This window comes from Mesorhizobium sp. B2-4-3, from assembly GCF_006442815.1.
GTDB lineage: Bacteria > Pseudomonadota > Alphaproteobacteria > Rhizobiales > Rhizobiaceae > Mesorhizobium.
The window spans coordinates 26,620-50,673 of record NZ_VFVL01000030.1; the positions used below are offsets into that span (position 1 = coordinate 26,620).

Sequence of the window (24,054 nt, forward strand, 5' to 3'; positions counted from 1 at the left end):
TCGTGGCTGTGGAAAAGCGAGTATCGGCGCAAGCTGCCCGGCCCGAGCGTCGGATCCGGCGGCTCAGATAAAGACCCAATCAGTTGCGGCTGTTGAGGTGCTGTACCTGGCGCAGCGCCGGGAACAGATAGGCCCACAGGCCGGCGACGGCGATGGCGCCGATGCCGCCGATCACCACTGCGGGAACCGTGCCGATCAGCGCCGCCATGGTGCCGGCGCGGAATTCGCCGACCTCGTTGGAGGCGCCGACGAAGACCTGGTTGACGGCGTTGACGCGGCCGCGCACCTCGTCCGGCGTCCAGAGCTGGATCAGCGTCTCGCGGATATAGACGCTGAACATGTCGGTGGCGCCGAGCAAGGCGAGTGCTGCGATCGACAGCCAGGTGATGGTCGAGACGCCGAACAGCACGGTGAAGGCGCCGAACAGAGCGACGAAGCCCAGCATGATCTTGCCGGCATGATCGCGGATCGGATGGCCGGCGAGCCAGACGGCGACGCAGATGGCGCCGATGCCAGGCGCCGAGCGCAGCAGGCCGAGCCCCCAGGGGCCGAGCTCCAGTATGTCGCGCGCATAGACCGGCAGCAGCGCCGAGGCGCCCGACAGAAGCACGGCGAAGAGGTCGAGCGAGATCGCGCCGAGCACGATCTTCTCGCCCCAGATGTAGCCGAAGCCGGCAAACAGCGTCTGCATCGTCGGCTTGTCGGTGGCCGTCTGCTGGGCGGGCTTGGGAATGGTGAAGACGAGCGCGGCCGCGGCGAGCATCAGGACGGCGGCGGTGGCGTAGGCGACTTCCGCCGAAACGCCGTAGAGCAGGCCGCCGGCGACCGGGCCGACGATGGTCGCCGTCTGCCAGGCCGACGAGTTCCAAGCGATCGCGTTGGCGAAATCCTCCTGCGGCACGAGATTGGCGAACAGCGAGGACGAGGCCGGGCCGTAGAAGGCGCGGGCAATGCCGAACATCACCAGCACGATGAAGATCGGCAGCGGGCTGGTCAGCCCGCGCAAGGCCAGAAGCAGCAGGGCCAGTGCGCAGCCGGCCTCGACCAAAGTCGACAAGGTCATGATCAGGCGGCGGCCAAAGCGGTCGGCGACCACGCCGGTGACCAGGACCAGAAGCAACGAAGGCAGGAACTGGACGATGCCGACAATGCCGAGGTCGAACGGATCGCGGGTCAGGTCATAGACCTGCCAGCCGACGGCGACCGACACGATCATGGTGGCGAAGGTGGTGAGGAAGCGCGCCGTCCAGTAGCTGAGGAACGGGCGGTGGCGGAAAGCAGCGTAGCGCTGGTCTGGTGACGTTGCTTCGACGGTCATGGTTTGAGGGCCCCGTTGCGACGATGGCCGGCGGGGCACTTCCACGGTGGGCGCTGGTCCGGCCGCAACCCTTTAGCCCAGTTCGTCTTGCCATGCGCGCAAAAAATCCACTGGATGAAGGATTTTGCCGGAGTGTCTCATCGAACGCGCACGAACTCTCGCCATGGCGCAGCGAGAGAGGCGATCGGCTCGCAGGTCGAGTTGCCGAAGCCACCCGGTCGCCAATCCGGCCTCAATGAGGTGCTCCAAAGTATTTGGTCCGAAGCTCATCGATTTCACCTTTATCGCGGGCGCCGAGCAATTCTATTGTCAGCGGACGGGTCAAGGGGCTCTGGCGCGGAAGGGCGAAGCCATACTTGTCCGGTTGGAACAGGCGCCCAACCACTTTCGTCGGTGGATTGGGATGTGTGTAGGCATAGTATTCCAGAACCGGTGCATCGGCGATGATGGCGGTCACCTGGCCATCCACCAGCCCGTCGACGGCGCGATCGAGGCCGGCGTAGGTCTGCGTCTGCAAGCCCTCCTGTTGCGCAAAATCCTCCTCGACCGTACCACTCAGCACGCCGACCGTCTTGTCGGTGAGGTCGGCGATGTCGTTGATCTGGTTGGTGAGTGAAAGCGTCGTCATCACGCTCGTGACCGACGAGGTGACGTAGGCAAGCACGGCGATACCGCAAACCAGCCACAGACCTTGCCAGATGCGCCCGATCCAGCCGAACAGGTTCTTTCGCGACGGCGGCTTGCCGGATGTCGCGACCGACATCACTGTATAGAAGCTCTCGGCGATGCCGTCGCGCCACCGCTTGGGGAACGCCGCGTCAAACCGCCGGTCGAAGAAGGTGAGTAGAACCGTGGCAGCCACGATGATCAGGCCGATCCAGACATAGGCCTTCAGGAAACCGGCATCGCTGAGACCCTCGATCAGATTGCCGAAGCCCTTTCCCTGATCCGTGCCGGTCATGATCCGCATGCCGCCGTCGAACCAGGGTTGGGTGAAGTCGACCCGTTCAGCCCGGGACTGGTTTATGGTGAGGTTGGTGACGGCCACGTCGACCTTGCCGGAGGCGGTGGCCTCGACGAGATCATGGACGGTCTGGAATTCGACATAGCGGTACTGGCGGCCCAGTTTCGGAGCGAGATCCTCCCAAAGATCGACTGCCATGCCAGTGAGCCGTCCGCCATTCTTCATGACGAAAGGAGGATTGACGAAGACACCAACGTTCAGCGGCGCGGAAGGCTGTTGGGCATGGGCGGCAATCTGTGGCCACAACAGCGCCAGAAGCAGGGCGAAAGCGCCGGCTAGCCTGCACCACATCCGCGTTGCGATCCTTTTCTCGTCAGCCGAGGACGACCGACGGCGTTCATGAGACCCGAAACATTGAAAATCCGCCGGCCAGTTCCTGCGTTTCTTTCGCTCCGTGCAAAGGGTGACCTGCTTCGAAAATGCCAGGGCAATATATCGATATGCAAGCGATGGTGTATCAGGATATCTCGCTCCGCTTTCTTGCCTATCCTTACGTAACTCGACGGCGTCATTTTGTATTAGTTCTTAGTCTATGCGTTCTGCAAAAGTGTAATAGGGTTCGTTTTATGGGAAGTTTGTGTCGATAACATATTAGCATTCGCTAAGCGAGTCGACATGGTCGCATGATTATTAATCATTTTCAAAGTTAAGCCAGTGGCCTGACATTTTTTCCTTGCCATAGGTCAACTTCAGACGCAACCTTCAGGCGACATCAACCGCGCTGGCGGATTGTCGGCATGCTTGGGCGGATGGGCGCTAAGCATGGAGAGGGAATAGGCATTCACCGAGGCGGCTCCCACAGGGAGCGTCCCCCCCCCCTCGACCTTAAGAGCACTTGCTGGTGGTTCGATCGCCGCAATCGTTGTGCGGCGATCCGGACGAACATCGCATGGCCGCCAGCCAGTCGGAGGAGTGAGCCATGAAATTGATGATCCACGCGACCTTGGTCGCCGCCTCGCTGACGTTCGCCGGTTGCACCACCGACAGCATCGATAGTCGACCGCAATACGACAGGAACGGCAACCCCAATTTCGATACGCGTGGCCGTTACATCGGATGTCATGGGCTCGGATGCAAAGTCGACGACCCTGACGATGCGGATCAAAGCATCGACGACAGGCCGCAATACGACAGGAACGGCAATCCCAACTTCGATACGCGCGGCAACTATCAGGGTTGCAACGGCATCGGCTGCGAGGTCGACACGCCGGATGACGACAGGTCGTCGGACGATGACGATTCCGGTTAATGGACTCCGCAGCAAGAGAAGGACGCTATCCATGTCTGAATTCGGCGACCTGGAGCAGTTCACCGTTTCACGGAAACGCCGAACTGTTCTAGCTGTTTGTTTTTGCGCAATTCCGGGCCTCGCCGGGCTGGAAATGACGCTGGCCCCTGCTTTCGCAGCGAATAACGCCTGTGACGGCATAAAGATCGAAGTGACGAAGGCGCGCAAACAGGAATATGCCCCTCTCGTCGCCGCGGCGGTGGGCAACAAGTTCAAGCCTGCCCAGGCGAAGTTCTTCACGATCATGGAGAGCGGCAACTGGAGCGCCGTTTACGTCTCCACGCCCGTCAGCGATGACGGCGTGATGTTCTTCCAGACGGTCAACGGGAAGAAACAGTTCCGCGACGTCTGGGGCGGTTATGCGGAGCCATCGGAAAAACCCGACCTTGTGTCTTGGGCGAAGAAGCTCGGAGCGCCGGAAAGATTGGCCAGATGTTTCGCCGAAACCGTCACGGAACGACAGTGACGGCCTCTCTCAGGGCAACCGAGATGGCCGCCAGCCCGCCGCGCAACTCCGCCTCTTTCGGCCAGCCGAAGCCGAGGCGGAAGAAGCGTTTCGGCATCTCGAACCAGTGACCGGGACCGACATAGGTGCTGTGCTCCTCCAGCAGCCGGGTGTAGAACTTGTCGAGGTCGAAGCGGGCATCGACGTTGAGCCGCGGAAAGCCGACGACGCCGCCTTGCGGCCGCACCCAGTCGACCAGCGCCTCGCCGTCGATCCAGTCCTGGACGATGTCGCGGCGCCTGGCCATTTCGGGGAGCAGCGAGGCGAGGAAGGCATCACGGCGTTCGAGCGTGGCGCGCGCGATCGCCTCGTCGATGACGCTGCCGCAGATGCCGATCTGCTCCTTGGCGGCGAGGAATGTTTCCTGCAATTGCGGATCGCGGGTCACCAGCCAGCCGATGCGGATGCCCGGAATGCCGAAGGCCTTGGACAGCGAGCAGACGCTGATGGCGCTTGGGCTGAGCGAGGCCGCCGACGGCAACCGCGCGCCATAAGAGAGGTCGCGATAGGTCTCGTCGACCAGCAGCCGGCATTTGCGGCTCTCCGCAAGCGCGATCAGCGCGTCGAGATCGGCGCGTGTCATCATCGTGCCGGTCGGGTTGTGCGGGCAGGTGACGCTGATCAGTTTGGTGTTAGGCCGCATCTCTGCCTTCACACGGTCGATGTCGATGGCAAAGTCCTGGTCGAAATCGAGATCGACATAGGAGATGGCGCAGCCGATCGCCTTGGGGGTCTCGATGTTGGTGGCGTAGTTCGGCCGCACGACCACGAGATGGTCGCTGGCCGACAAAAGCGACGTGGCGATGATGAACAGCGCGCCGGCCGCGCCAGCGGTCACCAGCACATCGTCGGGAGCAAGGCCCTTGTCCTGCCCGGCGATCAGCGCCCGCAAGTCCTTGTCGCCGCGATGCTCGCCGTAAAACAGCGTGAGGTCGGGCAGCGCGAGACCGATGTCGGAAAGTTTCTGGTCGGCGATCGAGCTTTCGGAAAGGTTGTGGCGGATGCGGTCGTAGCCGTATTCCTCCGGCGCTTCCTTCTCGATCACCATCCTGGCGTAGTTCATAGCCGGCTCCCCCAGCGGTTCATCGTTTTAAACAAACCGCACGTCCTGTTTTGACGCAATTCCGTGCCGCTTTACACTTTTCCTGGAATTGCCCTGGTGGCCTCATCCAAGCCACAAAAGCAGGAAGCCTGCCAAGGCTGTTTCCTCGGCAGGCTTCCTCAAACCATTGGTGCAGGCGCGTTATTTCAGGCCGAGGCTTTGGCCTTCCTGCCCCTTGCAGGCTTCGCCGGCTCCGGTTCCGCCTTGCGGCCGAGGCCGATCGACTTGGCGAGCTGCGAGCGCGACGCCGCGTAATTTGGCGCGACCATCGGGTAGTCCACCGGGAGGCCCCATTTGGTCCGGTAAGCCTCCGGCGTCAGGCCGAAATGCACGCCGATATGGCGCTTCAGCGATTTGAACTTCTTCCCGTCCTCGAGGCAGATGATGTAATCCGGCGTCACCGAGCGCCTGGGATTGACGGCGGGAACGAGCGGGGGCGCCGCGGGCGCCGCCGGCTGGCTGATCCCGCCGATCGAAGAGGCGACGCTGGCGATCAGTCCGCCCAGGTCCGAAGCAGGCAGGCGATTTTTCGCGACATAGGCCGATACGATATGAGCGGTGAGCTCGAGCAGGTCGATTTCCCTGGCTGTGCTTGTGTCCTCGTCCACGTAGTCCCTCCATTTCTGCCGCAAGGTCGCGAAAACGATCCGGTTTTCGCGGTGTAATGTCGAAGCGCTGCGAGCGTTGTTTGCGAATTCGGGAAGCCGCAAGGGCCGCAGGCCGGCGAATTCCTAGTCGGCAAATCTGCGCGGCGCAACGTTTGTCGCGTCAATACACGCTGTTTTGAACAATTATACTGAAATATAACAATATCAGACGACCAGCGCCTTGTCGCGCCACAGACGAAATCCTCCCTCGAAAGCGCGAGTGTTGTCGCCGCGCCGGGATTTTTCAGGCAATTGATCGAGCTTGTCGACATTGCCGCCGCCGATCACGACATAATCCGGCTGCAAGGCGGCGCGAAGCCTGTCGACAACGTCGAAAACGTATTTGCGCCACCTCTTCTTCCCGCGCTTTACCAGGCCGCGCTCGCCGACGTAATCCTCGAAACTGGCGCCTTTCTTGTAGGGCAGGTGGGCAAGCTCCATGGGCTGTCCGACATTCTTGATGATCATGGCGGCGCCCAAGCCCGTGCCGAGGCCGAGGAACAGCATGCGGCCGCCGTCATAGCTGCCGATCGCCTGCATCAACGCGTCGTTGACCAGCTTCACCGGCTTGCCGAAGGCAGCGGTGAAATCATAGCCGTTCCAGCCCTTGCCGAGGTTGAAGGGATCGAGCGAGGGTTTGTTGTCGCGCACGGGGCCCGGATAACCCATCGAGATCACGTCGTAGTCCAGGTCCTCCGCCAGTTTCTTCACCGAAGCGACGACCTGGTCCGGGGTCAAGCCCGGCCCGGACGCGACCCGGCGCATCTCGCCGCCGGCGCTGGTGAGAATCTTTACATGCGAGCCGCCGACGTCGATGGCGAGCACGATCGGATCGCTGCCCGCCGCGGCGGTTTTTGCTGCCTTCGCCATCCCGTCCTCCCCAAAGTTACTTGCTCGGATTGATCCAGCCGTCGGGCGGGCCGAAGCCGTTCATGGCATCGGCCGGCCCCCAGGTCCTGGGCGCATAGATTGCCGGCGCCGTGGTGTCGCCGAGCACCGGCCCGACGATGCGCCAGGCAAGCTCGGCCGCGTCCTGGCGGGTGAAGAGTTGGCCGTTGCCGTTCATGGCGTCGCCGATCAGCCGTTCATAGGGCGGCATGTCGCCCTTGGTGTCGTCGAGCGCGGTCAGCTCCACCTGCTCGCCGATCATGTCGTCGCCGGCGACCTTGCGCTGGGCACCGATCGAGATCGCCACCTGCGGGTCGATGCGGAAGCGCACATAATTGGCGTCGCCCGGCTTGATCGGGTCGAAGACGTCGAGCGGCGGCCGCTTCATGCGCACGATCACCTCGGTGGCGTGCACCGGCATGTTCTTGCCGGCGCGGATGAAGAAAGGCACATCCTGCCAACGCCAGGTGTCGACGAAGAAGCGCACCGCCGCGAAGGTCTCGACCGGCGAGTTGGGCCTGACGCCCGGTTCGGCCAGATAGCCGTCGAACTGGCCGCGCACGACATCGTCCTTGGTCAGCGTGCGGATGGCGCGCAGCACCTGTACCTTCTCGTCGATCAGGTCGTCGGCCGAGCGGCCGACCGGCGGTTCCATGGCCAGAAGCAGCAGGATGTTGAGCAGGTGGTTCTCGATCACGTCGCGGATGCAGCCGACATCGTCATAGAATTTGCCGCGGCCCTCGACGCCGAAATCCTCGGCCATGGTGATCTGCACGCTTTCGACGAAGTTGCGGTTCCAGATCGGCTCGAGGAAGGCGTTGGCGAAGCGGAAATAGAGCAGGTTCTGGATCGCCTCCTTGCCGAGATAATGGTCGATGCGGAAGATCGACTGTTCGTCGAACACCAGATGCAGCACCCGGTTCAGCCAGCGCGCCGACTGCAGGTCGTGGCCGAACGGCTTTTCCACCATCAGCCGCGCGCCGCGCGCGGTGCCGGACTGCTCCAGTCCTTGCACAACGGTTTCGAACATGGTCGGGGGGACGGCCATGTAGTGCAGCGGCCGCTGCGCGGAACCCAGCGCCGTCTTCAGCTTCTCGAAGGTCGCGCCGTCGCGGTAGTCGCCGCTGACATAGCGCAGCTGTGAGGCGAGCTTGGCAAAAACCTTGTCGTCGATCGAACCCAGCGCCGTGACGATGCCGTCGCGGGCGCGGTCCACCAGTTTGGGGAGTTCCCAAGGGTCGAAGGCGACGCCGATCACCGGCTCGCTCAGCGTGCCCTTGGCAACCATCTGGTAGAGCGCCGGGAAAATCTTCTTGTGCGCAAGGTCGCCGGTCGCTCCGAAAAGCACCAGCGTGTCAGACCTCTCTTGGCTCATGCAGTTTCTCCCCTACGCCTTCGGCTTCTCGATATGGCCGCCGAAGGCGTAGCGCATGGCGGACAAAAGCTTGTCGGCGAATTGCGATTCGCCCTGCGAGGAGAAGCGGTCGAACAGCGCCGAGGACAGCACCGGCGCCGGGACGCCGGTGTCGATCGCGGCCTTGAGCGTCCAGCGGCCCTCGCCGGAATCGGAGACGCGGCCGCCGAACTGGACGAGCGCCGGGTCGCTCTTCAGGGCGCCGGCGGTGAGATCGAGCAGCCAGGAGCCGATGACGCTGCCATGCCGCCATACCTCGGCGACGGCGGGTAGGTCGACGTCGAACTGGTAGTATTGCGGGTTCTCAAGCGGGCTGGTCTCGGCGTCGGCGGTGCGCTGCCTTTTGCCGGCATTGGCCGACTTCAGGATGTTCATGCCCTCGGCATAGGCGGCCATGACGCCGTATTCGATGCCGTTATGCACCATCTTGACGAAGTGGCCGGCGCCGCTCGGCCCGCAATGGAGATAGCCGAAGGGCGCCGTGCCGGCATCCTTGGGCGGGTTGGCGCCCGCATCGGCGCCTGGCGCCAGCGTGGCGAAGACCGAATCGAGATGCTTAACCGCGTCGTCCGGCCCGCCGATCATCAGGCAGTAACCCCGCTCCAGGCCCCAGACGCCGCCGCTGGTGCCGACATCGACGAAGTTGATGCCTTTCACCGCCAGCTTCGCCGCCTGGTCGACGGCATCGTGGTAGTAGGAATTGCCGCCGTCGATGATGATGTCACCCGGCTCCATCAGCGCCGCGACCTGGTCGACGATCTTGCCGGTGATCGCGGCCGGCAGCATCAGCCAGGCGCAGCGCGGCTTGGCGAGCTTGCCGACGAATTCCTCCAGCGAGGCCGCGCCAATGGCGCCGTCCTTGACCATGCCGGCGACGCTTGCCGAATTGATGTCGTAGACGACGCATTCATGGCCGTCGCGCATCAGGCGCCGCACCATGTTGGCGCCCATCCTGCCCAGTCCCATCATTCCGATCTGCATGGTTTCATCCCGATTGCTTGAGGAAAGGAGAAGTACAATGGCCCGCCTGGATCACGATTGGGCGTCGATGCCGACGCTGAAGTCGACATTCTCCCAACGCATCGCCCCGGGCCAGAAAAAAGTGAAGACTATGGTGGTTCCCGGCCGCAGGCGGTCAACGGGCAAATCCACCAGATGAATGCCGAACGCATTTTCGGCCGTCCTGCTGTCCTGCACGGTCAGCCATTTGTCGCTGCTCCAATGGACGACGCCGGGCGCCGACAATTCGACGCGGAGGGCCTTGCCGGCGGGAATGGAGCGGATCTTGTTGTTGAAGCGCCAGATCCGCAGCGGCGAGACCGTCTTGCCCTTGATGTAGCGCTCGACGCCCTGCGGCGGCAGGTCGAAGACGGCGCCGTCGCGCAGCGAGCGCAACAGCTTGATGTGCTCGGCATGCGCCCAGACCAGCGGCATGGCGCTGCCGGAAGGGGCGCCCAGCCGTAATTCACGGTCCGGCATGTCCGGGCGATCCCAGACCTGTTCCGGCAGAAGGCCGCCGACGCCGGCCGAGCGTTCGAAAGTCTCAAGCAACTGCGCCGCTTTGTCCTTGCGGCCGGCGGCCAGCTCGTAATGCGCGCGCTCGCCGGCAAGCAGCGGCCACGGCCGCCCCCGGCCGGTGCCGTCGAAGGGTGCCCCGTCCTCATGCTCACCATAGCCGTCGCCGGTATAGCGGTACCAGAGCGGCCCTTGCGGCAGGTCGCAGCGCAGCTCGGCGTCGATCGCCTTGACGGTGTTGAGGATGCGCCGATCGTCAGCGGCCCTCAGGCCGAAGCGGACCAGCGCCAGCGCATCCGGGCTGATGATCGCCTCGGCCGGCTTGTCGGTGTCGCCCGGCGGCCGGTTCTTGATCGGCACGAAGCCGTCCTTCGGCGAGGCGGCGGCGCCATTGTCGGGCGGGGCGATGCGGACATAATAGCCTTCGATGCTCACCTTGGCGCTTGCCTCGGTGCCGGTCACATAGGTCCAGCGCTCGATCTGGTCGTTCCAGCAATCGGCGGTCTCGCGCAGATAGTTTGCCGGCTCATTTTTACCGCAGGCGTCAAGCATGTCGGCGGCGGCAAGCAGTGCCGCTATCTCCACGGCCAGCGTGAACGGGCTGTAGCCGGCGTCCTCTTCCCAGCGGTCCTCGCCGGTGACCGGGCCGTTGCGCACGACATAGGCGGCCGCGTTCTCGATCATACCCAGGAAGTCGGCGAGCTTCGCCTTCGGCAGCTGGCCGGCGCGACGCAAGGCGTCGGCCAAAAGCAGCGGAAACGCGCATTCGTCCATCTGGATGCCGGGCCAGTAGGCGGTGCCGTCGGACCAGCAATTCTGCGGCCAATGGCCGTCCGGCTGCTGGATCGAACGCAGATAGGCGAGGATCTGCAGCGCCTGCCTGCCGTCGCCGGCAGCGAGGAAGCCGCCCGCCGTCTCGACCAGGTCGCGCGGCCAGACAAGGTGATAGCCGCCGAGATCGTCGTCGCCCTTGTTGAAACCCCAGGGGATCGATAGGCTGGCGACCGCGGCGCCGGGTCTGGCAATCGACAGATGCGTCGCCAGCACCGCGCTGCTGACGCGGTAGGCGTTCAGACCGGAGGCGGCGTGACGGTCGAGTCTTTCCAGCCCAGCCTGGAATGTCCGCCAGTTCTCGACATAGGTTTTGGCCGCCGGCTCGAAACCCTGTTTCAGGCTCGCGAGCGCAAGATCGGCGGCTTCCTCAGGCGAAGCGCCGAAGCCGAGCGCCAGCAAGGCAACCGTCTTGCCGGCAGTAAAACCGATCTCGCCGGTCAGCGCGACATTGCCGTTTTCGGCCACCCGGCCGGACGGATCGAGCGCGCCATTGTCGTGCAACTGCTGCCAGCCGTCGGAAAAGCCGACATAGCCGGCCGAGCAGGCGCCCCAGGGCAAGGAGGAGGCAAGCGCCAGCGAGACACCGCGTCCGGTGGCGAACAGAAAACGCTGCCCCTTGTGCTCGCCGACCCAGCCGGTGTTGCCCATGCCGGCATTGACGAGATGTGGCGCCAGCAGCGCGTAAACGCGGTAATCGGCAGGCTGTCCCTTGAGGGCGGTGAAACTGGTTTCCTGCAGCAGGACAGGTCGTTTCGAATCCGTAACGATTCGCTTTTCGATCCGGTAGGCGCCGTCGGAAGCGGTGTTGGTCAGCCGGTAGCCAGGGACACCGTCCTCGAAAGGGTCGACGGTGTGGGCCGCATCGCGTTTTTCTTCGGAAAAATAGCCGCCGGGACCGATCACGATCAGCCCCAGGTCGCGCGTGCAGGCGCTGTCGAGGCGCGGATAATAGATCTCGTTCAGGATGCCGTGGCTGGTGGTGAACCAGAGCGGGCTTTTTGCCGAAAGCGCGGTGCCGACGCCGCTTTTGGCGCTCGATGTCCAGCGCGCCGGAATCCCGGGCGCGCCTTTAGCAACGGTCGGCGTCACTGCCATGCATTGGCCTCCTGCTGCGTTCCTAGACCAGGAGTCGCCGTCTTTTCAATCGTCGCACCGCAAGTTGATCGAGCAGTGCCAATGCTTTGGAGTTGACAGCTTGCGGTTCCTCTGAATTTGTCTGACAATAGATAAAAAACAGAGAATTCGCGTTACGGCCATCTGTTAAATTGCAGCAACCTCGGGAGGAACCGACATGAAGAAACTGCTCGTATTGGGTGCATTGGCGGCGATGCTCGCCTCGGGCACCGCGCTTGCCGACACCAGCGGCAAGAAGATCGCATTCTCCAACAATTATGCCGGCAATTCGTGGCGCCAGGCGATGCTCGACAGCTACGGCATCGTCACCAAGAAAGCGGTCGACGACAAGGTGGTCGGCGCGGCGGACGTCTTCACCACCGCCGACAAGGAAGTGCCGACCCAGGCAGCGCAGGTGCAGAACCTGATCCTGCAGGGCTATGACGCCATCGTCATCAACGCGGCCTCGCCCGATGCGCTCAACGGCGCCATCAAGCAGGCCTGCGACGCCGGCATCACCGTCGTCTCCTTCGACGGCACCGTGACCGAGCCCTGCGCCTATCGCGTCGTCGTCGACTTCAAGGACATGGGCAAGCAGGAAGTCGAGCAGATGGCCAAGTTCCAGCCCAAGGGCGGCAATCTGCTGGAAATCCGCGGTCTCGCCGGCACCTCGATCGACGATGCCATCCATGCCGGCATCCTCGAGGGCGTCGCCGCCCATCCCGAGTTCAAGATCGTCGGTTCGGTGACGGGCGACTGGGACCAGACCACGGCGCAGAAGGCGGTGGCGACCATCCTGCCGTCGCTGCCGGATGTCGTCGGCATCGTCGACCAGGGCGGTGACGGCTATGGCGCCGCGCAGGCCTTCGCCGCGGCCGGCAAGCCGCGCCCGACCATCATCATGGGCAACCGGCAGGACGAGCTGAAGTGGTGGAAGGAGCAGAAGGAGAAGGACGGCTACAAGACCTGGTCGGCCTCGATCGCGCCCGGCGTCTCGACGCTGGCCTTCTGGGTGGCGCAGCAGGTGCTCGATGGCCGCAAGGACATCCCGCATGACCTCCTGGTGCCGTACCTCGCCTTCACCCAGGACGATTTCGAGGCCGCGCTGCCGAACATCAAGGAGGGCGGCGTCGCCACGCACGAATACACGCAGGAAGACGCCATCGCGGCCATCAAGGCCAACATCAAGCAATAGTGGTGGGCAGGTTGCCGCCCGCATCGCCAACCGGATAAAAGTTGAGGATGCTCCAGGCTATTGCAGATATCGTCAGACTGGACGGCGCCGAAAAGCATTTCGGCGCCGTCCGGGCGCTTAACGGCGTCGACTTCCATGTCGGCGCCGGCGAATGCGTCGGGTTGGTCGGGCATAACGGCGCCGGCAAGTCGACGCTCATGCATATGGTGGCCGGCACGCTGCGGCCGGATGGCGGGCAGATCGCCGTGCGCGGCAATCAGGAGGCGAGCTATTCGGTGGCGCGGGCGCTCGAGCTCGGCATACGCTGCGTGTTTCAGGAATTGTCGCTCTGCCCCAATCTCAGCATTGCCGAGAATACGCGCATCAACCATCCCTCGCTCGCCGGTTTCGGCTGGCGGCGCAGGGCCGCCGACCTCATCCGCGCCAAGCTCGACGAGATCTTCCCCGACCACGGCATTTCGGCGGACGACATTGCAGGCGACCTTTCGATCGGGAGGCGGCAGATGGTCGAGGTGGCACGCGCCTTCACGCTGACCCGCGAGCCGCTGCACCTGGTCATCCTCGACGAGCCGACCTCCTCGCTCGACGCGCATACGGCGGGCCAGCTGCTTTCATTCGTGCGCCGCTTCGTGGCGGCCGGCGGCAGCTGCATCCTGATCTCGCATGTGCTGGGCGAGGTGCTGCAGAACGCCGACCGCATCGTGGTGATGCGCGACGGCAAGGTGGTCGCGGCGGATGCCGCAAGCGCGTTCGACCGCGATAGACTGGTCGCCGCCATGGGCGGCGCCGAAGGACATCAGAAGGCCGCAGCCGAGACCTGGAAGACCGAGCCCGGCGCGCTCAGGGTTCGCGCGCGCCCGGCCAAGCAGCAGGACGACAAGGAGCTTGTCGCCCGCGCCGGCGAGATCATCGGGCTTGCCGGGCTTGCCGGGCATGGCCAGACGGACCTGCTCCTGGCCATATTCTCTGCTGCCTCCCGCGCCAGGGCAGGCATCGAGGTGACCGCGCCGGTGGCGCTGGTCGCCGGCGACCGCCAGTCGGACGGCATCTTTTCGCAATGGTCGATCGCGCAGAACATCGGTATCCGCTCGCTGGCCCGGCTGCGCAGCGGGCTGCTGATCTCGCCGCAGCGCGAGGCCGAGCTTGCCGAGGCCTGGAAGAAGAAGATCGGCATCCGCACGCCCGACATGAACAACAACATCTATTCGCTGTCGGGCGGCAACCAGCAGAAGGCGCTGTTTGCCCGCGCGCTCGGCTCCGACGCCGAGATCGTGCTGATGGACGACCCGATGCGCGGCGTCGATATCGGCACCAAGCTCGAAGTCTACGACCTCGTGCGCGAGGAGGCCGCCAAGGGCCGAACCTTCCTCTGGTACACCACCGAGACCGAGGAACTCGACAATTGCGACCATGTCTATGTCTTCAAGAACGGCCGCATCGTCGCAAATCTTGGGCGCGACGAGCTGACGGAGGAAAAGATCATCCAGTCCTCGTTCGGCGATGCGGCCTGAGATGACCGCGATCACTCCCGGCACGCTGCCCAAATCTTCGCCGCGCGGCAGTGCGGCCAGGGCGCGCATGCTGCGCGGTCTTTTGCCGGCTTTGTCGCTGGCGCTGGTGTTGATCGCGATCGCCTGGCTCAACCCGCGCGCCATCAGCTATTTCGGCTTCAACCTGATGCTCAACCTGGCGATCCCGATCGCGCTGGCGACGATCGCGCAGATGTACGTCATCGCCGGCAACGAGCTCGACCTGTCGATCGGGACGTTCGTCGGGTTTGTCGGCTGTGTTACCGCGACCTGGCTGAGGGACGCGCCGCTCATCGGCATTCTCGTGCTCATCGGCTCGATCGGCGTCTATGCGCTGCTCGGCGCGCTGATCCATCTGCGCAATTTGCCCTCGATCGTGGTGACGCTCGGCATGAGCTTCGTCTGGCAGGGGCTTGCGATCCTGGTCCTGCCCAAGCCCGGCGGCAAGGCACCGGACTGGCTGCTTTCGATCATGTCCTTCAAGCCGCCCTACATCCCGTTCCCGATCCTTGCCGCGCTGCTGATCGCCGCAGTCGTGCATTTCGGCCTGATGCGCACCTCCTATGGCGTGATCCTGCGCGGTTCCGGCGGCAACGCCGCGGCGTTGAGGCGCGCCGGCTGGTCGCTGCTCCGCACCAAGGTCGTGCTGTTCGCGCTGACCGGCCTGTTCGGCGTGCTTTCCGGCATGGCGCTGATCGGCATCACCACGTCGGCCGACGCCAATATCGGCAACGGCTACACGCTGCTGTCGATCGCCGGCGTCATCCTCGGCGGCGGCGAGTTCGTCGGCGGCCGGGTGTCGCCGATCGGCGCCGTGCTCGGCGCGCTGACGCTGGCCTTGGCCGCCTCGCCGCTCTTGACCTTCATGCACATCCCGCCCGACTGGCAGGTGGCCGCCAATGGCGCGATCCTGATCATCGTGCTGGCGGCGCGGGTGCTGATCAGCCGCAGGGAGCGGTGAGCGATGACCTCGGTGCGGACGCTGCTTGAAAAACCCTGGATCTGGTCCTTCGTCGGCGCGCTCGTCGTCTGGCTGGCAACGATTGCCTTCACCGGCGGCTACGGCGCCGGCGGCATGGTCACGGCGGCGCTGTCGCTCGCCGTCTTCACCGTCATCGTCGGCGTCGGCCAGATGTTCGTCATCACGTTGGGACCCGGCAATGTCGACCTGTCGCTGCCGGCCAATATCGGGCTGGCCAGCGCGGTCGCCATGAAGGTGATGGGCGGCAGCGATTCCATGATCCTGGTCGGTCTGCTGGCGGCACTTGCCTGCGGCGCCGCGATCGGCGCCATCAACTACCTGCTGATCTGGGCGCTGCGCATCCCGCCGATCATCGCCACGCTGTCGGCGAGCTTCATCATCCAGTCGGTCGACATCAGCTATGGCCGCGGCCTGCAGATCAAGCCGCCGCCTGGCTTCGCCGACTTCACCAACTGGCAGGTGCTGGGCATTCCGGTGCTGGCGATGCTGACGGTGGTCTTCACGATCGGCGCCGCACTTGCGCTGCAGCGCATGATCTACGGCCGTTCGGTGCTGGCGATCGGCCAGAACATCCGCGCCGCATGGCTCGCCGGCGTCCATGTCGGCCGCATCCGTTTTCTCACCTACACGCTGTGCGGCGCGCTGGGCGGCATCGACGGGGCGTTGCTTGCCGGCTATTTCCGCGGCGCCAATGTCGACATCGGCAACGAATACCTGCTCGCCTCGATAGCGGTCGTGGTCATCGGCGGCACCTCGGTCGCCGGCGGCAAGGCCAACGTGCCGGGCGTCTGGGGCGCCGGCCTGTTCCTGGTGCTCTTGCTCACCATGCTCAACACCTTCGGCGTCAGCGCCGGCGTGCGGCTGGTGCTGACCGGACTGATCATCGTCGGCGTAATCACGGCGGCCGGCGGCGAGAAGGCGGTGCGCTAGAGCGTTTCACCGTTTCACGGAAACGGCGAACCACTCTATCTCTTTGTTTTGACGCAATTCCGGACGGAAGGCTACGGCGAAACCGCCGAACCTAACCGCTCACACTTTTCCTGGGGTCGCCCTAATGAAGCCGCCCCCCAACGTCGTCATTCTATGGCGGAGCAAGGAGCGAAGCGACGCGGCGCAGACCATAGAATCCATGCCGTGACTGGGAAGCGCCGCCACAGTGCAGAATTTTGCTCCGTTGCACTCCTTGGCGAAGGTAACGGCATGGATTCCAGGGTCTTCGCGACAGAGCTTCGCTCCTGCTCCGCCCTAGAATGACGATCGGGATGGGCGTTTCGGCCAATCTCGAACGCATGCACCTGCCAACACAAACAGAGCCGACCGGTCTAAATCCCTGTGTAGTGCCACTAGAGCAAACGGTCTTCCGTCCAGGATTGCGTTGAAGCCTTACTTTGCGGCCTTAGCCCGCGCGATCGCGTCGACGATCATCTTCTTGGCGTATTTGGAATCGTGCCAGCCTTCGATCTTGACCCATTTGCCGGGTTCGAGATCCTTGTAGTGCTCGAAGAAGTGCTGCACCTGCTGGCGCGTGATCTCGGGCAGATGCGTGTATTCGGTGACGTTCTCGTAGCGCAGCGTCAGCTTCGGCGAGGGAACGGCGATCACCTTTTCGTCCTGGCCGGCATTGTCTTCCATGATCAAGACGCCGATCGGCCGCACATTGATGACGCAGCCCGGCACCAGCGCACGCGTGTTGCAGACCAGAACGTCGATGGGGTCGCCGTCGCCCGACAGCGTGTGCGGCACGAAGCCGTAATTGCCGGGATAGCGCATCGAGGTGTGCAGGAAGCGGTCGACGAACAGCGTGCCGGCCTCCTTGTCCATCTCGTATTTGATCGGCTCGCCGCCGATCGGCACCTCGATGATGACGTTGACGTCGTCGGGCGGGTTCTTTCCGGTGGCAATCGCTTCGATACGCATGGTCTATCCCTCTCTCGATTCCAAGACCGATAGCGGGCGAAGCGTCATGGTGCAATGCGGCGAATGGCACTGGACGCTCATGGAAGCGCACAGTTTGTGATGGATTGTAACCTAAAGCATGTCTCCCGAAAGTGGGAACCGGTTTCGGGATAAAGACATGCGTAAAATCAAGAACCTAAAGCGCATGGAGCGAATCTGAAAGATCGCGACGCGCTTTAGGCGACGCTAGTCATTCCAGACGAAAGCCACTTTCTTGAGCGCCTTCTGCTCGAAGACCTCGACGCCTTCGGCGATATCGCGGCCGCCATTGCCGGCATAGAAGGCCAAGGCGTTGTGGTTTTCTTCCAGCGCCCACACCACCAGGCCGCGCAGGCCGTGATCGGCAAGGCGTGCCTTCGCCGCCTTGAACAGGCGGCTGCCCAGCCCGATGCCCTGATATTCGGGACGCAGGTAAAGCTCGTAGATCTCGCCCTGCTGCCTGAGTTCGCGGGCGCGGTTCTTGCCGATCGTGGCATAGCCGGCGACCGTTCCGCCGATCTCGACCACCAGCACCGTGGCCGCGCGGCGAATCGCGTTGGCCCACCAGTCGACGCCGCGGCGGTTGATCATCGAGGTCAGCGTGCGGTGCGGGATGATGCCGGAATAGGCGCCGCGCCAGGCCTGCTGGTGCACCTCGGCGATGGCGCTCGCGTCGCGCGGCTCTGCCTTCCGGATGTCGATCGTCAGCGTGTTCATGATTGGTTAACCATAAACCTGCATCGGCTGATTGCAAAGAGTCCGCCAACATGCCTTCTCGCTTTCGCACAGGCGAAAGGGTGGGTGTGCCGACGAGGCGCCTAGAGCCGGATGATTTCAGGTCGAATCGACCTGAAATCTGAATCCGTCTCTAAATCCAAGAGATAGAGCATGATGTCGCCCGAAAACCGCCTCACACTTTTCGGCATCATGCTCTGATCAGATTTCGACGAGATGATCGTCGAGTTCGTTGGTGTCGCCTTCCGTCACCGGGAAATGCTCGGCGAGCACCGCGCCGACCGTGCCGATGGCCTTGACGAAGCCGTCGGGCAGCCGGTCGTCGCCGGCATGTTTCGTCAGGTCGCGCACAACGCCGTCCCAGACATGCTGGCCGACTTTGGCATCGATGCCGGCGTCGGCGACGACCTCGGCATAGCGTTCGGCGATGGAGACGAAGATGAGCACGCCCGTGCGCGCCTGGGTGCGGTGGACGTTGCGGGCCAGGAACTGCTTCATCGCATTGGCGTGCGCCGCCTGATAGCGCAGCCCTCTCGGCACGAAATGAATGCGCAAGGCGGGCAGAAACCAGAGCAGGGCGAGCACCGAGGCCTGCGCCAGCACTTGTGCCAGGACGAAATGCGGCAGCCGGATGGTCAGCCACAAGCCCTCCAGCCCGTAGGCGACGGCAAGGCTGGCGATGAACAGGCCGATCGTCGTCGTGAACGCGGCCGGAAAGAAGTAGCCGTCGCTGGCTCGAGCGACGACGCAGTAGATCTCGCCGTCGGTCTTCAACTCGGCCGTCCGGATCGCCTCGGCGATACGGTCATGGTCTTCGGCGCTGATCGATCGCGTTGCCATGATGCCTCACCAGCTTCCCGAGGAGCCGCCGCCGCCGGACGAGCCGCCGCCGCCGGAAAACCCGCCGCCGCCTCCTCCCGAGGACCAGCCACCGCCGCCCGACGACCAGCCGCCGCCACCCGACGAGGAGGATCGCCGGCCAGGCTCGAAAGTCATGCCGAGCCAGCGATAGCGGCCGGGTCCGATCTTCTGGCCGAAGATCGGCGGCAGCACCGTCATCGCGATGCCGCCGAAGAAGATCAGCGCCCAGATGGTGATGAAAATGGCGAAGAACAGGTCATCGGAGTTGAACGGCGCCTGCTCGTTGCGCTTGCCGCGCGCTTCGAGCTCCTCCGGATTGCCCTCCAGCACCATGATCATGTCGTCGACGGCCTTGGTGATGCCGCCGGAGAAATCGCCGGCGCGGAAGGCCGGCACCATGTCGTTCTCGATGATCAGCTTGGTGTGCAGGTCGGTCAGCGTGCCTTCCAGCCCGTAGCCGACCTCGATGCGCATCTTGCGGTCGTTGGGCGCGACCAAGAGCAGCGCGCCGTTGTTTTCCTTGGCCTGGCCGAGCTTCCAGAAGCGGAACAGCCGGTTGGCGTAAGGCTCGATCTCCTCGCCGCCGAGGCTGGGAATGGTGGCGACGACGATCTGGTCCGAGCCCTTGGTTTCGAAGTCGGCGAGCTTTTGCGTCAGCGCCGCGCGCGTGCCGGCATCGATGATGCCGGCATTGTCGACGACGCGGCCGGTGAGCGCGGGAAGGTCGGCGGCAAGGGCGGCGAGGGGGAGGAGGAAGAGGGCGAGCAAAACACCGCCGAAGGCGCTCCGGCACACCCCCCTCTGGCCTGCCGGCCATCTCCCCCGCAAGGGGGGAGATTGACAGCTTCGTCGCCGGCTTTCTCTTTCAGAGGCTGAAAGTTGGCGAAAGCGCGGATGACGGCTGATCTCCCCCCTTGCGGGGGAGATGTCCGGCAGGACAGAGGGGGGTGTGAAGGAACTCAAGGCCTGCAAGCTCGATTAAATTTCAGCCGAGGCTCTCACCCGCCCTGCTTGGTGGTGCTCGTGCCGAAATCGACCTTTGGCACCTGCATCTTGTCTTCCTCGACGGTGAAGTTGGCAAACGGCTCGTTGCCGCGGAACCAGAAGGTCGCCCACAGCACGGAGGGGAAGGTCTTCAGCGTCAGATTGTAGTCCCTGACCGCCTGGATGTAGTCGCGCCGCGCCACCGCGATGCGGTTCTCGGTGCCTTCGAGCTGCGCCTGCAGCGCGAGAAAATTCTGGTTGGCCTTGAGGTCGGGATAGGCTTCCGACACCGCGATCAGTCGCGACAGCGCGCTGGTCAGGCCGGCCTGGGCATCCTGGAACTTCTTCAGCGCGTCCGGGTCCTTCAGCGTGTCCGGCGTCACGGTGATCTGCGTCGCCTTGGCGCGCGCCTGGACGACCGCGTCGAGCGTATCCTTTTCATGCGAGGCATAGCCCTTCACCGTCTCGACCAGGTTGGGGATCAGGTCGGAACGGCGCTGATACTGGTTGAGCACCTCGCTCCAGGCCGCATGGGCGTTCTCTTCCGCCGTCGGGATGGTGTTGTAGCCGCAGCCGGCAAGTAGCGGCAGCACGAAAGCCATCATCAGGAAGGCGGGCAGGCTGCGGAAGGGGGAAGCTAGTGAGAGGCGCTCGGCAATCATGATTGGTCCCTCGACAGAAGTTGCATGCGAAGCATTACCACAATCCACGCGTAAGAAAATGCTCGGCTGACGACGCCGATTCCGGCGCGGGCGCGAGCCACTGTGACTAGCCGAGCGAACAGGATTCCATCTCTGTTTGACGCAATTCCGGTCGGGAAGGCTACGGCGAAGTCGCCGAGTCTAAACGCTTCGCACTTTTCCTGGAATTGCTCTAAGCTCCGGGCAGGAAAGGGCAATTGCATGGCCGAGCGCCGGGACGACGAGACCGAATCGCGCCGCATCCTCGAACGCGTGGCGCGCGAGACGGCGCCGGGCGGCGCGTCGTTCATCGTCCGCACGGCGAAGGACGCGCGCGACCGTGTCACCGCCGCCGACGCCGACCGCGCCGATCCCATCGAATATTGGGGAACCCGCATTGGCCGAACGCTCGGTTTCGTCATTGCCATTGGGCTATTGGCCTGGCTGGTGTATGCCGCCACACGTGGCGGCTAGGATTCAGATTCCATGAATGCAGAAAAAACCGACGCGCCGCGCGCGGTCATCGTCATCTCCAGCCATGTCGCCCGCGGTTCGGTCGGCAACCGCGCCGCGGTCTTTGCGCTGGAGACGCTGGGTTTCCCGGTCTGGGCGGTGCCCACTGTCATCCTGCCCTGGCATCCGGGCCACAGCCGGGCCACGCGCATCGTGCCGCCGCTCGATCAGTTCAAGGCGCTGATGGCCGATCTCGAGCGGGCGCCGTGGCTGGGCGAGGTCAGGGCCGTGCTTTCGGGCTATCTCGGCGAGGCAGGCCAGGCGGAAGCCGTCGCTTCGCTGGTTGCCACCGTCAAGGAAAAGACGCCGAACGCGCTTTACGTCTGCGACCCGGTGATGGGCGATTCCGGCGGGCTCTACGTGCCCGAGCCGACGGCCGTCGCCATGCGCGACAAATTGATGCCGATCGCCGATATCGCGACGCCGAACCGCTATGAGCTGGAATGGATGGCGGGCGCGCCGCTGCCCGACATCAAGGCGGTGACGGCGGCCGCGCTTCATGCCGGTCCTTCGACCATGCTGGTGACCTCGGCGCCCGCCATGATGGCGGGCGGCACCGGCAATTTCCTGCTCGACGGCAGCCAGGCGCTGCTTGCCGAGCACCGCGTGATCGAGAGGCCGCCGAATGGGCTCGGCGACTTGACCGCCGCCGTCTATCTGGCGCGCGTTCTCTCCGGCCAGGCGCCGGTCAAGGCGCTGCAATCGACCACCGCCGCCGTCTACGAGATCCTCGCCCGCACCGCGAAGCGCGGCGGCGACGAGCTGCAGCTCGAAACCGACGCGCAGAGCCTGTCGCACCCCATGGCCATGGTGCAGTTGCGCCATCTCCTGCATCCCGGGCGGGACAAGCGGGCGTGACGCCAGACGGCGGCCTGGCCGGTGTCGACGGCTGCAAGGCCGGCTGGATCGCCGTCCACCGCGAGCTGGACAAACCGCCATCGGTATCGGTCTTCCCGAGCTTCCAGTCGCTGCTCGACGCGCTGCCGAATGCCACCGTCGCCGTCGACATGCCGATCGGCCTGCCGGATTTTTCGCGCAAGGGCGGCCGCGGGCCGGAAGCGCTGGTGCGGCCTTTGCTTGGGGCACGGCAATCGAGCGTGTTCGCCATTCCCTCGCGGGCGGCGCTCTATGCCGATACCAGCGACTTCACCACGATCGAGGCCTGGCATGCGGCGCACCGGCTGGCAAGCGCGGTGGCATTGGCTACCTCGGATCCGCCGCGCGGCGTTTCCATCCAGGCCTTCGGCATTTTTTCGAAGATCCGCGAGATCGACCAGCTGTTGATCTCGCGGCCCGATTTGCGCGGCCGGGTGTTCGAATCGCATCCGGAAATGGCGTTCTGCCAGCTGAATGGCGGCACGGCGATGGCGCTGCCGAAGAAGATCAAGGGAGCGGTCAACCCGGCCGGCATGAAGGAGCGCAAGGCGCTGCTTTGCCGGCATGGCTACGAGAAAGCCTTCCTCGACCAGGCAGCGCCACGCGGCGCGGCGAGCGACGATTTCCTCGACGCGGCGGCCATGATGCTGATTGCCGGGCGGATCGCCGGCGGCGAGGCGCGGCCGTCGCCCGATCCGCCGCCGACCGACCGCTTCGGCATCCCCGTTGCCATCTGGGCGTGACGCATATCGGGCCGAGCATGATTGCCGCAACGATTGCGACGCAGCGATCCGCAATTCGGCATTGCCCGCGACCGGCTTTTGCCGCTAGAGCCTTTTTCGATCGCAACGAGCTGCCGCCCCCAAGCCCCGGAAAGGCTCTAGCCGCCCATGCCTCACCTCCCCGAGCACCTGCTGAACGGCTATCGCAACTTCATGACCGGTCGCTATCCTACCGAAAGCGGGCGCTACCGCTCGCTGGCGCGCGAAGGCCAGGCGCCGGAGACGATGATCGTCGCCTGCTGCGATTCCCGCTCCGCCCCGGAAGCGATCTTCGATGCCGGGCCGGGCGAGCTCTTCGTGCTGCGCAATGTCGGCAATCTGGTGCCGCCCTATGAGCCGGACGGCGAGTTCCATTCGACCTCGGCCGCGCTCGAATTCGCCGTGCAGAGCCTCAAGGTGAAGAACATCGTGGTGATGGGCCATGGCCGTTGCGGCGGCATTCGCGCCGCGCTCGACACCAATGCGGCGCCGCTGTCGCCCGGCGACTTCATCGGCAAATGGATGAGCCTGATCGCGCCGGCTGCCGAGACGGTGGCCGCCAGCACGATGATGACGGCAACGGAGCGCCAGACGGCGCTCGAGCGCATCTCGATCCGCTATTCGATCGCCAATCTGAGGACCTTTCCCTGCGTCTCGATCCTCGAAGGCAAGGGACGGCTCTCGCTGCACGGCGCCTGGTTCGACATCTCGACCGGGGAGCTGTGGTTGATGAACAAGGACACCGGCGATTTCGAGCGGCCGGAGCTATGACGGAGGGATAATGCCCCGGAGCCGGTGGAAGGTCTTTCTCGCGGCGGCGCTGCTCATATCCTCGCTCGTCCGCGCCAGCGCCGACGACGGCGCCATCATCGACCGCTGGTATTCGGCGCTGCTCGCCGCCGACCGCACCGAGCTTTCCGAATTGCTTGCCGACGACGTGCGCATGAAGCTGGACGATATCGGCGTCGTGCAGACGAAGCAGGATTTCATCGCCTCGATCGACGAATGGCAGAGCGCGGTGGCGGGCGCCGCGATCCGTCATCGCATCGAAAGGAGCGAGAACGGCGAGACCACGGTGCTCGCCTGCTACGACTTCCCCAGCAATGACACGCTGATGCGCGAGACCTTCACCGTCGCCGGCGGCCGCATCGTCGCCAGCACCCAGACGGCGGTGGCGCAGGACTGCAGCGCCTATTAACGTTTGCGTTGGTGGGTCGCATGCCTTGGCGATTGGCCGAAACGCCCGTCTCTTCGTCATCCATGGGCGGAGCAAGGAGCGAAGCGACGCCGCGCAGACCCGAGGATCCATTCCGTGACATACGAGCGTCGCAACGGTGCAGAATTTTGCTCCGCTG

The 24,054-nt window shown here is 64.2% G+C and carries 24 protein-coding genes; 11 read left to right on the forward strand and 13 right to left on the reverse strand.

The window, feature by feature from the left end; genetic code table 11:
• Positions 1–79: 79 nt before the first annotated feature.
• Both FJ956_RS23830 and FJ956_RS23835 read right to left on the reverse strand, forming a co-directional pair.
• The gene (locus FJ956_RS23830; protein WP_140683354.1) at positions 80–1,318 is read right to left on the reverse strand and encodes an MFS transporter; all 1,239 of its coding nucleotides are present in this window, start codon (positions 1,316–1,318) and stop codon (positions 80–82) included.
• A 232-nt stretch (positions 1,319–1,550) separates the two neighbouring features.
• The gene (locus FJ956_RS23835; protein ID WP_140683351.1) at positions 1,551–2,633 is read right to left on the reverse strand and encodes a transporter substrate-binding domain-containing protein; all 1,083 of its coding nucleotides are present in this window, start codon (positions 2,631–2,633) and stop codon (positions 1,551–1,553) included.
• Between the two features lie 628 nt (positions 2,634–3,261).
• Between FJ956_RS23835 and FJ956_RS23840 the strand changes: the two genes are divergently transcribed.
• Positions 3,262–3,591 carry a hypothetical protein gene (locus FJ956_RS23840; protein ID WP_140683348.1) on the forward strand — a complete coding sequence of 110 codons (330 nt, stop codon included), beginning with the start codon at positions 3,262–3,264 and terminating at the stop codon, positions 3,589–3,591.
• Positions 3,592–3,622: 31 nt separating this feature from the next.
• The gene (locus FJ956_RS23845) at positions 3,623–4,096 is read left to right on the forward strand and encodes a hypothetical protein (protein ID WP_246672212.1); all 474 of its coding nucleotides are present in this window, start codon (positions 3,623–3,625) and stop codon (positions 4,094–4,096) included.
• Here FJ956_RS23845 and FJ956_RS23850 read toward each other — a convergent pair.
• From FJ956_RS23850 to FJ956_RS23875, 6 genes are all read right to left on the reverse strand, one after another.
• On the reverse strand, positions 4,080–5,198 hold the full coding sequence (locus FJ956_RS23850; protein ID WP_140683345.1) for an aminotransferase class I/II-fold pyridoxal phosphate-dependent enzyme: 1,119 nt from the start codon (positions 5,196–5,198) through the stop codon (positions 4,080–4,082). The genes FJ956_RS23845 and FJ956_RS23850 overlap by 17 nt on opposite strands.
• A gap of 185 nt (positions 5,199–5,383) precedes the next feature.
• Positions 5,384–5,845, reverse strand: a complete 462-nt coding sequence (locus FJ956_RS23855; RefSeq protein WP_140683342.1) for a MucR family transcriptional regulator — start codon at positions 5,843–5,845, stop codon at positions 5,384–5,386.
• Between the two features lie 204 nt (positions 5,846–6,049).
• The gene (locus tag FJ956_RS23860) at positions 6,050–6,754 is read right to left on the reverse strand and encodes an ROK family protein (protein WP_140683339.1); all 705 of its coding nucleotides are present in this window, start codon (positions 6,752–6,754) and stop codon (positions 6,050–6,052) included.
• Positions 6,755–6,770: 16 nt separating this feature from the next.
• Positions 6,771–8,147, reverse strand: coding sequence for a glucose-6-phosphate dehydrogenase (gene zwf, locus FJ956_RS23865; RefSeq protein ID WP_140683336.1), 1,377 nt, complete (start codon positions 8,145–8,147; stop codon positions 6,771–6,773).
• A gap of 12 nt (positions 8,148–8,159) precedes the next feature.
• Positions 8,160–9,167, reverse strand: a complete 1,008-nt coding sequence (gnd, locus tag FJ956_RS23870) for a phosphogluconate dehydrogenase (NAD(+)-dependent, decarboxylating) (RefSeq protein WP_140683333.1) — start codon at positions 9,165–9,167, stop codon at positions 8,160–8,162.
• A gap of 51 nt (positions 9,168–9,218) precedes the next feature.
• The gene (locus FJ956_RS23875) at positions 9,219–11,630 is read right to left on the reverse strand and encodes a glucan 1,4-alpha-glucosidase (protein ID WP_140683330.1); all 2,412 of its coding nucleotides are present in this window, start codon (positions 11,628–11,630) and stop codon (positions 9,219–9,221) included.
• A gap of 196 nt (positions 11,631–11,826) precedes the next feature.
• Between FJ956_RS23875 and FJ956_RS23880 the strand changes: the two genes are divergently transcribed.
• Genes FJ956_RS23880 through FJ956_RS23895 form a run of 4 tightly spaced genes read left to right on the forward strand, consistent with a single transcriptional unit; the run spans position 11,827 to position 16,284 of the window.
• Positions 11,827–12,843, forward strand: a complete 1,017-nt coding sequence (locus FJ956_RS23880) for an ABC transporter substrate-binding protein (protein ID WP_140683327.1) — start codon at positions 11,827–11,829, stop codon at positions 12,841–12,843.
• 47 nt (positions 12,844–12,890) lie between these two features.
• Positions 12,891–14,354, forward strand: coding sequence for a sugar ABC transporter ATP-binding protein (locus FJ956_RS23885; protein WP_140683324.1), 1,464 nt, complete (start codon positions 12,891–12,893; stop codon positions 14,352–14,354).
• Position 14,355: 1 nt separating this feature from the next.
• A complete protein-coding gene (locus FJ956_RS23890; RefSeq protein WP_181170361.1) occupies positions 14,356–15,333 on the forward strand; it encodes an ABC transporter permease in 978 nt (325 codons plus the stop codon).
• A 3-nt stretch (positions 15,334–15,336) separates the two neighbouring features.
• A complete protein-coding gene (locus FJ956_RS23895) occupies positions 15,337–16,284 on the forward strand; it encodes an ABC transporter permease (RefSeq protein ID WP_140683318.1) in 948 nt (315 codons plus the stop codon).
• Positions 16,285–16,737: 453 nt separating this feature from the next.
• Here the strand turns inward: FJ956_RS23895 and ppa are convergent, their stop codons facing one another.
• The 5 genes from ppa to FJ956_RS23925 all read right to left on the reverse strand — a co-directional run bounded on the left by ppa (position 16,738) and on the right by FJ956_RS23925 (position 20,531).
• Entirely contained in the window at positions 16,738–17,271 is a 534-nt protein-coding gene (gene ppa / locus FJ956_RS23900; RefSeq protein ID WP_112101830.1) for an inorganic diphosphatase, read from the reverse strand.
• 225 nt (positions 17,272–17,496) lie between these two features.
• Complete coding sequence (locus tag FJ956_RS23905; RefSeq protein ID WP_140684960.1) at positions 17,497–18,006, reverse strand: GNAT family N-acetyltransferase; 510 nt, start codon at positions 18,004–18,006, stop codon at positions 17,497–17,499.
• A 219-nt stretch (positions 18,007–18,225) separates the two neighbouring features.
• On the reverse strand, positions 18,226–18,864 hold the full coding sequence (locus tag FJ956_RS23910; RefSeq protein WP_140684959.1) for a TPM domain-containing protein: 639 nt from the start codon (positions 18,862–18,864) through the stop codon (positions 18,226–18,228).
• Between the two features lie 6 nt (positions 18,865–18,870).
• On the reverse strand, positions 18,871–19,653 hold the full coding sequence (locus FJ956_RS23915) for a YgcG family protein (RefSeq protein ID WP_246672251.1): 783 nt from the start codon (positions 19,651–19,653) through the stop codon (positions 18,871–18,873).
• Positions 19,654–19,883: 230 nt separating this feature from the next.
• Positions 19,884–20,531 (reverse strand): LemA family protein, encoded by a 648-nt coding sequence (locus FJ956_RS23925; RefSeq protein WP_140684957.1) that lies wholly within the window; start codon positions 20,529–20,531, stop codon positions 19,884–19,886.
• Positions 20,532–20,771: 240 nt separating this feature from the next.
• Between FJ956_RS23925 and FJ956_RS23930 the strand changes: the two genes are divergently transcribed.
• The 5 genes from FJ956_RS23930 (at position 20,772) to FJ956_RS23950 (ending at position 23,897) form a co-directional block, all read left to right on the forward strand.
• Positions 20,772–21,023, forward strand: coding sequence for a hypothetical protein (locus FJ956_RS23930; protein WP_140684956.1), 252 nt, complete (start codon positions 20,772–20,774; stop codon positions 21,021–21,023).
• A gap of 12 nt (positions 21,024–21,035) precedes the next feature.
• Positions 21,036–21,920 (forward strand): pyridoxal kinase PdxY, encoded by an 885-nt coding sequence (gene pdxY, locus FJ956_RS23935; RefSeq protein ID WP_140684955.1) that lies wholly within the window; start codon positions 21,036–21,038, stop codon positions 21,918–21,920.
• The gene (locus tag FJ956_RS23940; protein ID WP_140684954.1) at positions 21,917–22,681 is read left to right on the forward strand and encodes a DUF429 domain-containing protein; all 765 of its coding nucleotides are present in this window, start codon (positions 21,917–21,919) and stop codon (positions 22,679–22,681) included. The genes pdxY and FJ956_RS23940 overlap by 4 nt, the downstream gene beginning before the upstream one ends.
• A 147-nt stretch (positions 22,682–22,828) precedes the next feature.
• Positions 22,829–23,470: a carbonic anhydrase gene (locus tag FJ956_RS23945; RefSeq protein ID WP_140684953.1), complete on the forward strand. Its 642-nt coding sequence runs from the start codon at positions 22,829–22,831 to the stop codon at positions 23,468–23,470.
• A 10-nt stretch (positions 23,471–23,480) separates the two neighbouring features.
• Entirely contained in the window at positions 23,481–23,897 is a 417-nt protein-coding gene (locus tag FJ956_RS23950; RefSeq protein WP_140781992.1) for a nuclear transport factor 2 family protein, read from the forward strand.
• Positions 23,898–24,054 lie beyond the last annotated feature (157 nt).

Bases quoted from the DNA above. Each gene is read 5' to 3' on its own strand.
- FJ956_RS23830 (WP_140683354.1), bottom strand. From the start codon at position 1,318: ATGACCGTCGAAGCAACGTCACCAGACCAGCGCTACGCTGCTTTCCGC.
- FJ956_RS23835 (WP_140683351.1), bottom strand. From the start codon at position 2,633: ATGTGGTGCAGGCTAGCCGGCGCTTTCGCCCTGCTTCTGGCGCTGTTG.
- FJ956_RS23840 (WP_140683348.1), top strand. From the start codon at position 3,262: ATGAAATTGATGATCCACGCGACCTTGGTCGCCGCCTCGCTGACGTTC.
- FJ956_RS23845 (WP_246672212.1), top strand. From the start codon at position 3,623: ATGTCTGAATTCGGCGACCTGGAGCAGTTCACCGTTTCACGGAAACGC.
- FJ956_RS23850 (WP_140683345.1), bottom strand. From the start codon at position 5,198: ATGAACTACGCCAGGATGGTGATCGAGAAGGAAGCGCCGGAGGAATAC.
- FJ956_RS23860 (WP_140683339.1), bottom strand. From the start codon at position 6,754: ATGGCGAAGGCAGCAAAAACCGCCGCGGCGGGCAGCGATCCGATCGTG.
- zwf (WP_140683336.1), bottom strand. From the start codon at position 8,147: ATGAGCCAAGAGAGGTCTGACACGCTGGTGCTTTTCGGAGCGACCGGC.
- gnd (WP_140683333.1), bottom strand. From the start codon at position 9,167: ATGCAGATCGGAATGATGGGACTGGGCAGGATGGGCGCCAACATGGTG.
- FJ956_RS23875 (WP_140683330.1), bottom strand. From the start codon at position 11,630: ATGGCAGTGACGCCGACCGTTGCTAAAGGCGCGCCCGGGATTCCGGCG.
- FJ956_RS23880 (WP_140683327.1), top strand. From the start codon at position 11,827: ATGAAGAAACTGCTCGTATTGGGTGCATTGGCGGCGATGCTCGCCTCG.
- FJ956_RS23885 (WP_140683324.1), top strand. From the start codon at position 12,891: ATGCTCCAGGCTATTGCAGATATCGTCAGACTGGACGGCGCCGAAAAG.
- FJ956_RS23890 (WP_181170361.1), top strand. From the start codon at position 14,356: ATGACCGCGATCACTCCCGGCACGCTGCCCAAATCTTCGCCGCGCGGC.
- FJ956_RS23895 (WP_140683318.1), top strand. From the start codon at position 15,337: ATGACCTCGGTGCGGACGCTGCTTGAAAAACCCTGGATCTGGTCCTTC.
- ppa (WP_112101830.1), bottom strand. From the start codon at position 17,271: ATGCGTATCGAAGCGATTGCCACCGGAAAGAACCCGCCCGACGACGTC.
- FJ956_RS23905 (WP_140684960.1), bottom strand. From the start codon at position 18,006: ATGAACACGCTGACGATCGACATCCGGAAGGCAGAGCCGCGCGACGCG.
- FJ956_RS23910 (WP_140684959.1), bottom strand. From the start codon at position 18,864: ATGGCAACGCGATCGATCAGCGCCGAAGACCATGACCGTATCGCCGAG.
- FJ956_RS23925 (WP_140684957.1), bottom strand. From the start codon at position 20,531: ATGATTGCCGAGCGCCTCTCACTAGCTTCCCCCTTCCGCAGCCTGCCC.
- FJ956_RS23930 (WP_140684956.1), top strand. From the start codon at position 20,772: ATGGCCGAGCGCCGGGACGACGAGACCGAATCGCGCCGCATCCTCGAA.
- pdxY (WP_140684955.1), top strand. From the start codon at position 21,036: ATGAATGCAGAAAAAACCGACGCGCCGCGCGCGGTCATCGTCATCTCC.
- FJ956_RS23945 (WP_140684953.1), top strand. From the start codon at position 22,829: ATGCCTCACCTCCCCGAGCACCTGCTGAACGGCTATCGCAACTTCATG.
- FJ956_RS23950 (WP_140781992.1), top strand. From the start codon at position 23,481: ATGCCCCGGAGCCGGTGGAAGGTCTTTCTCGCGGCGGCGCTGCTCATA.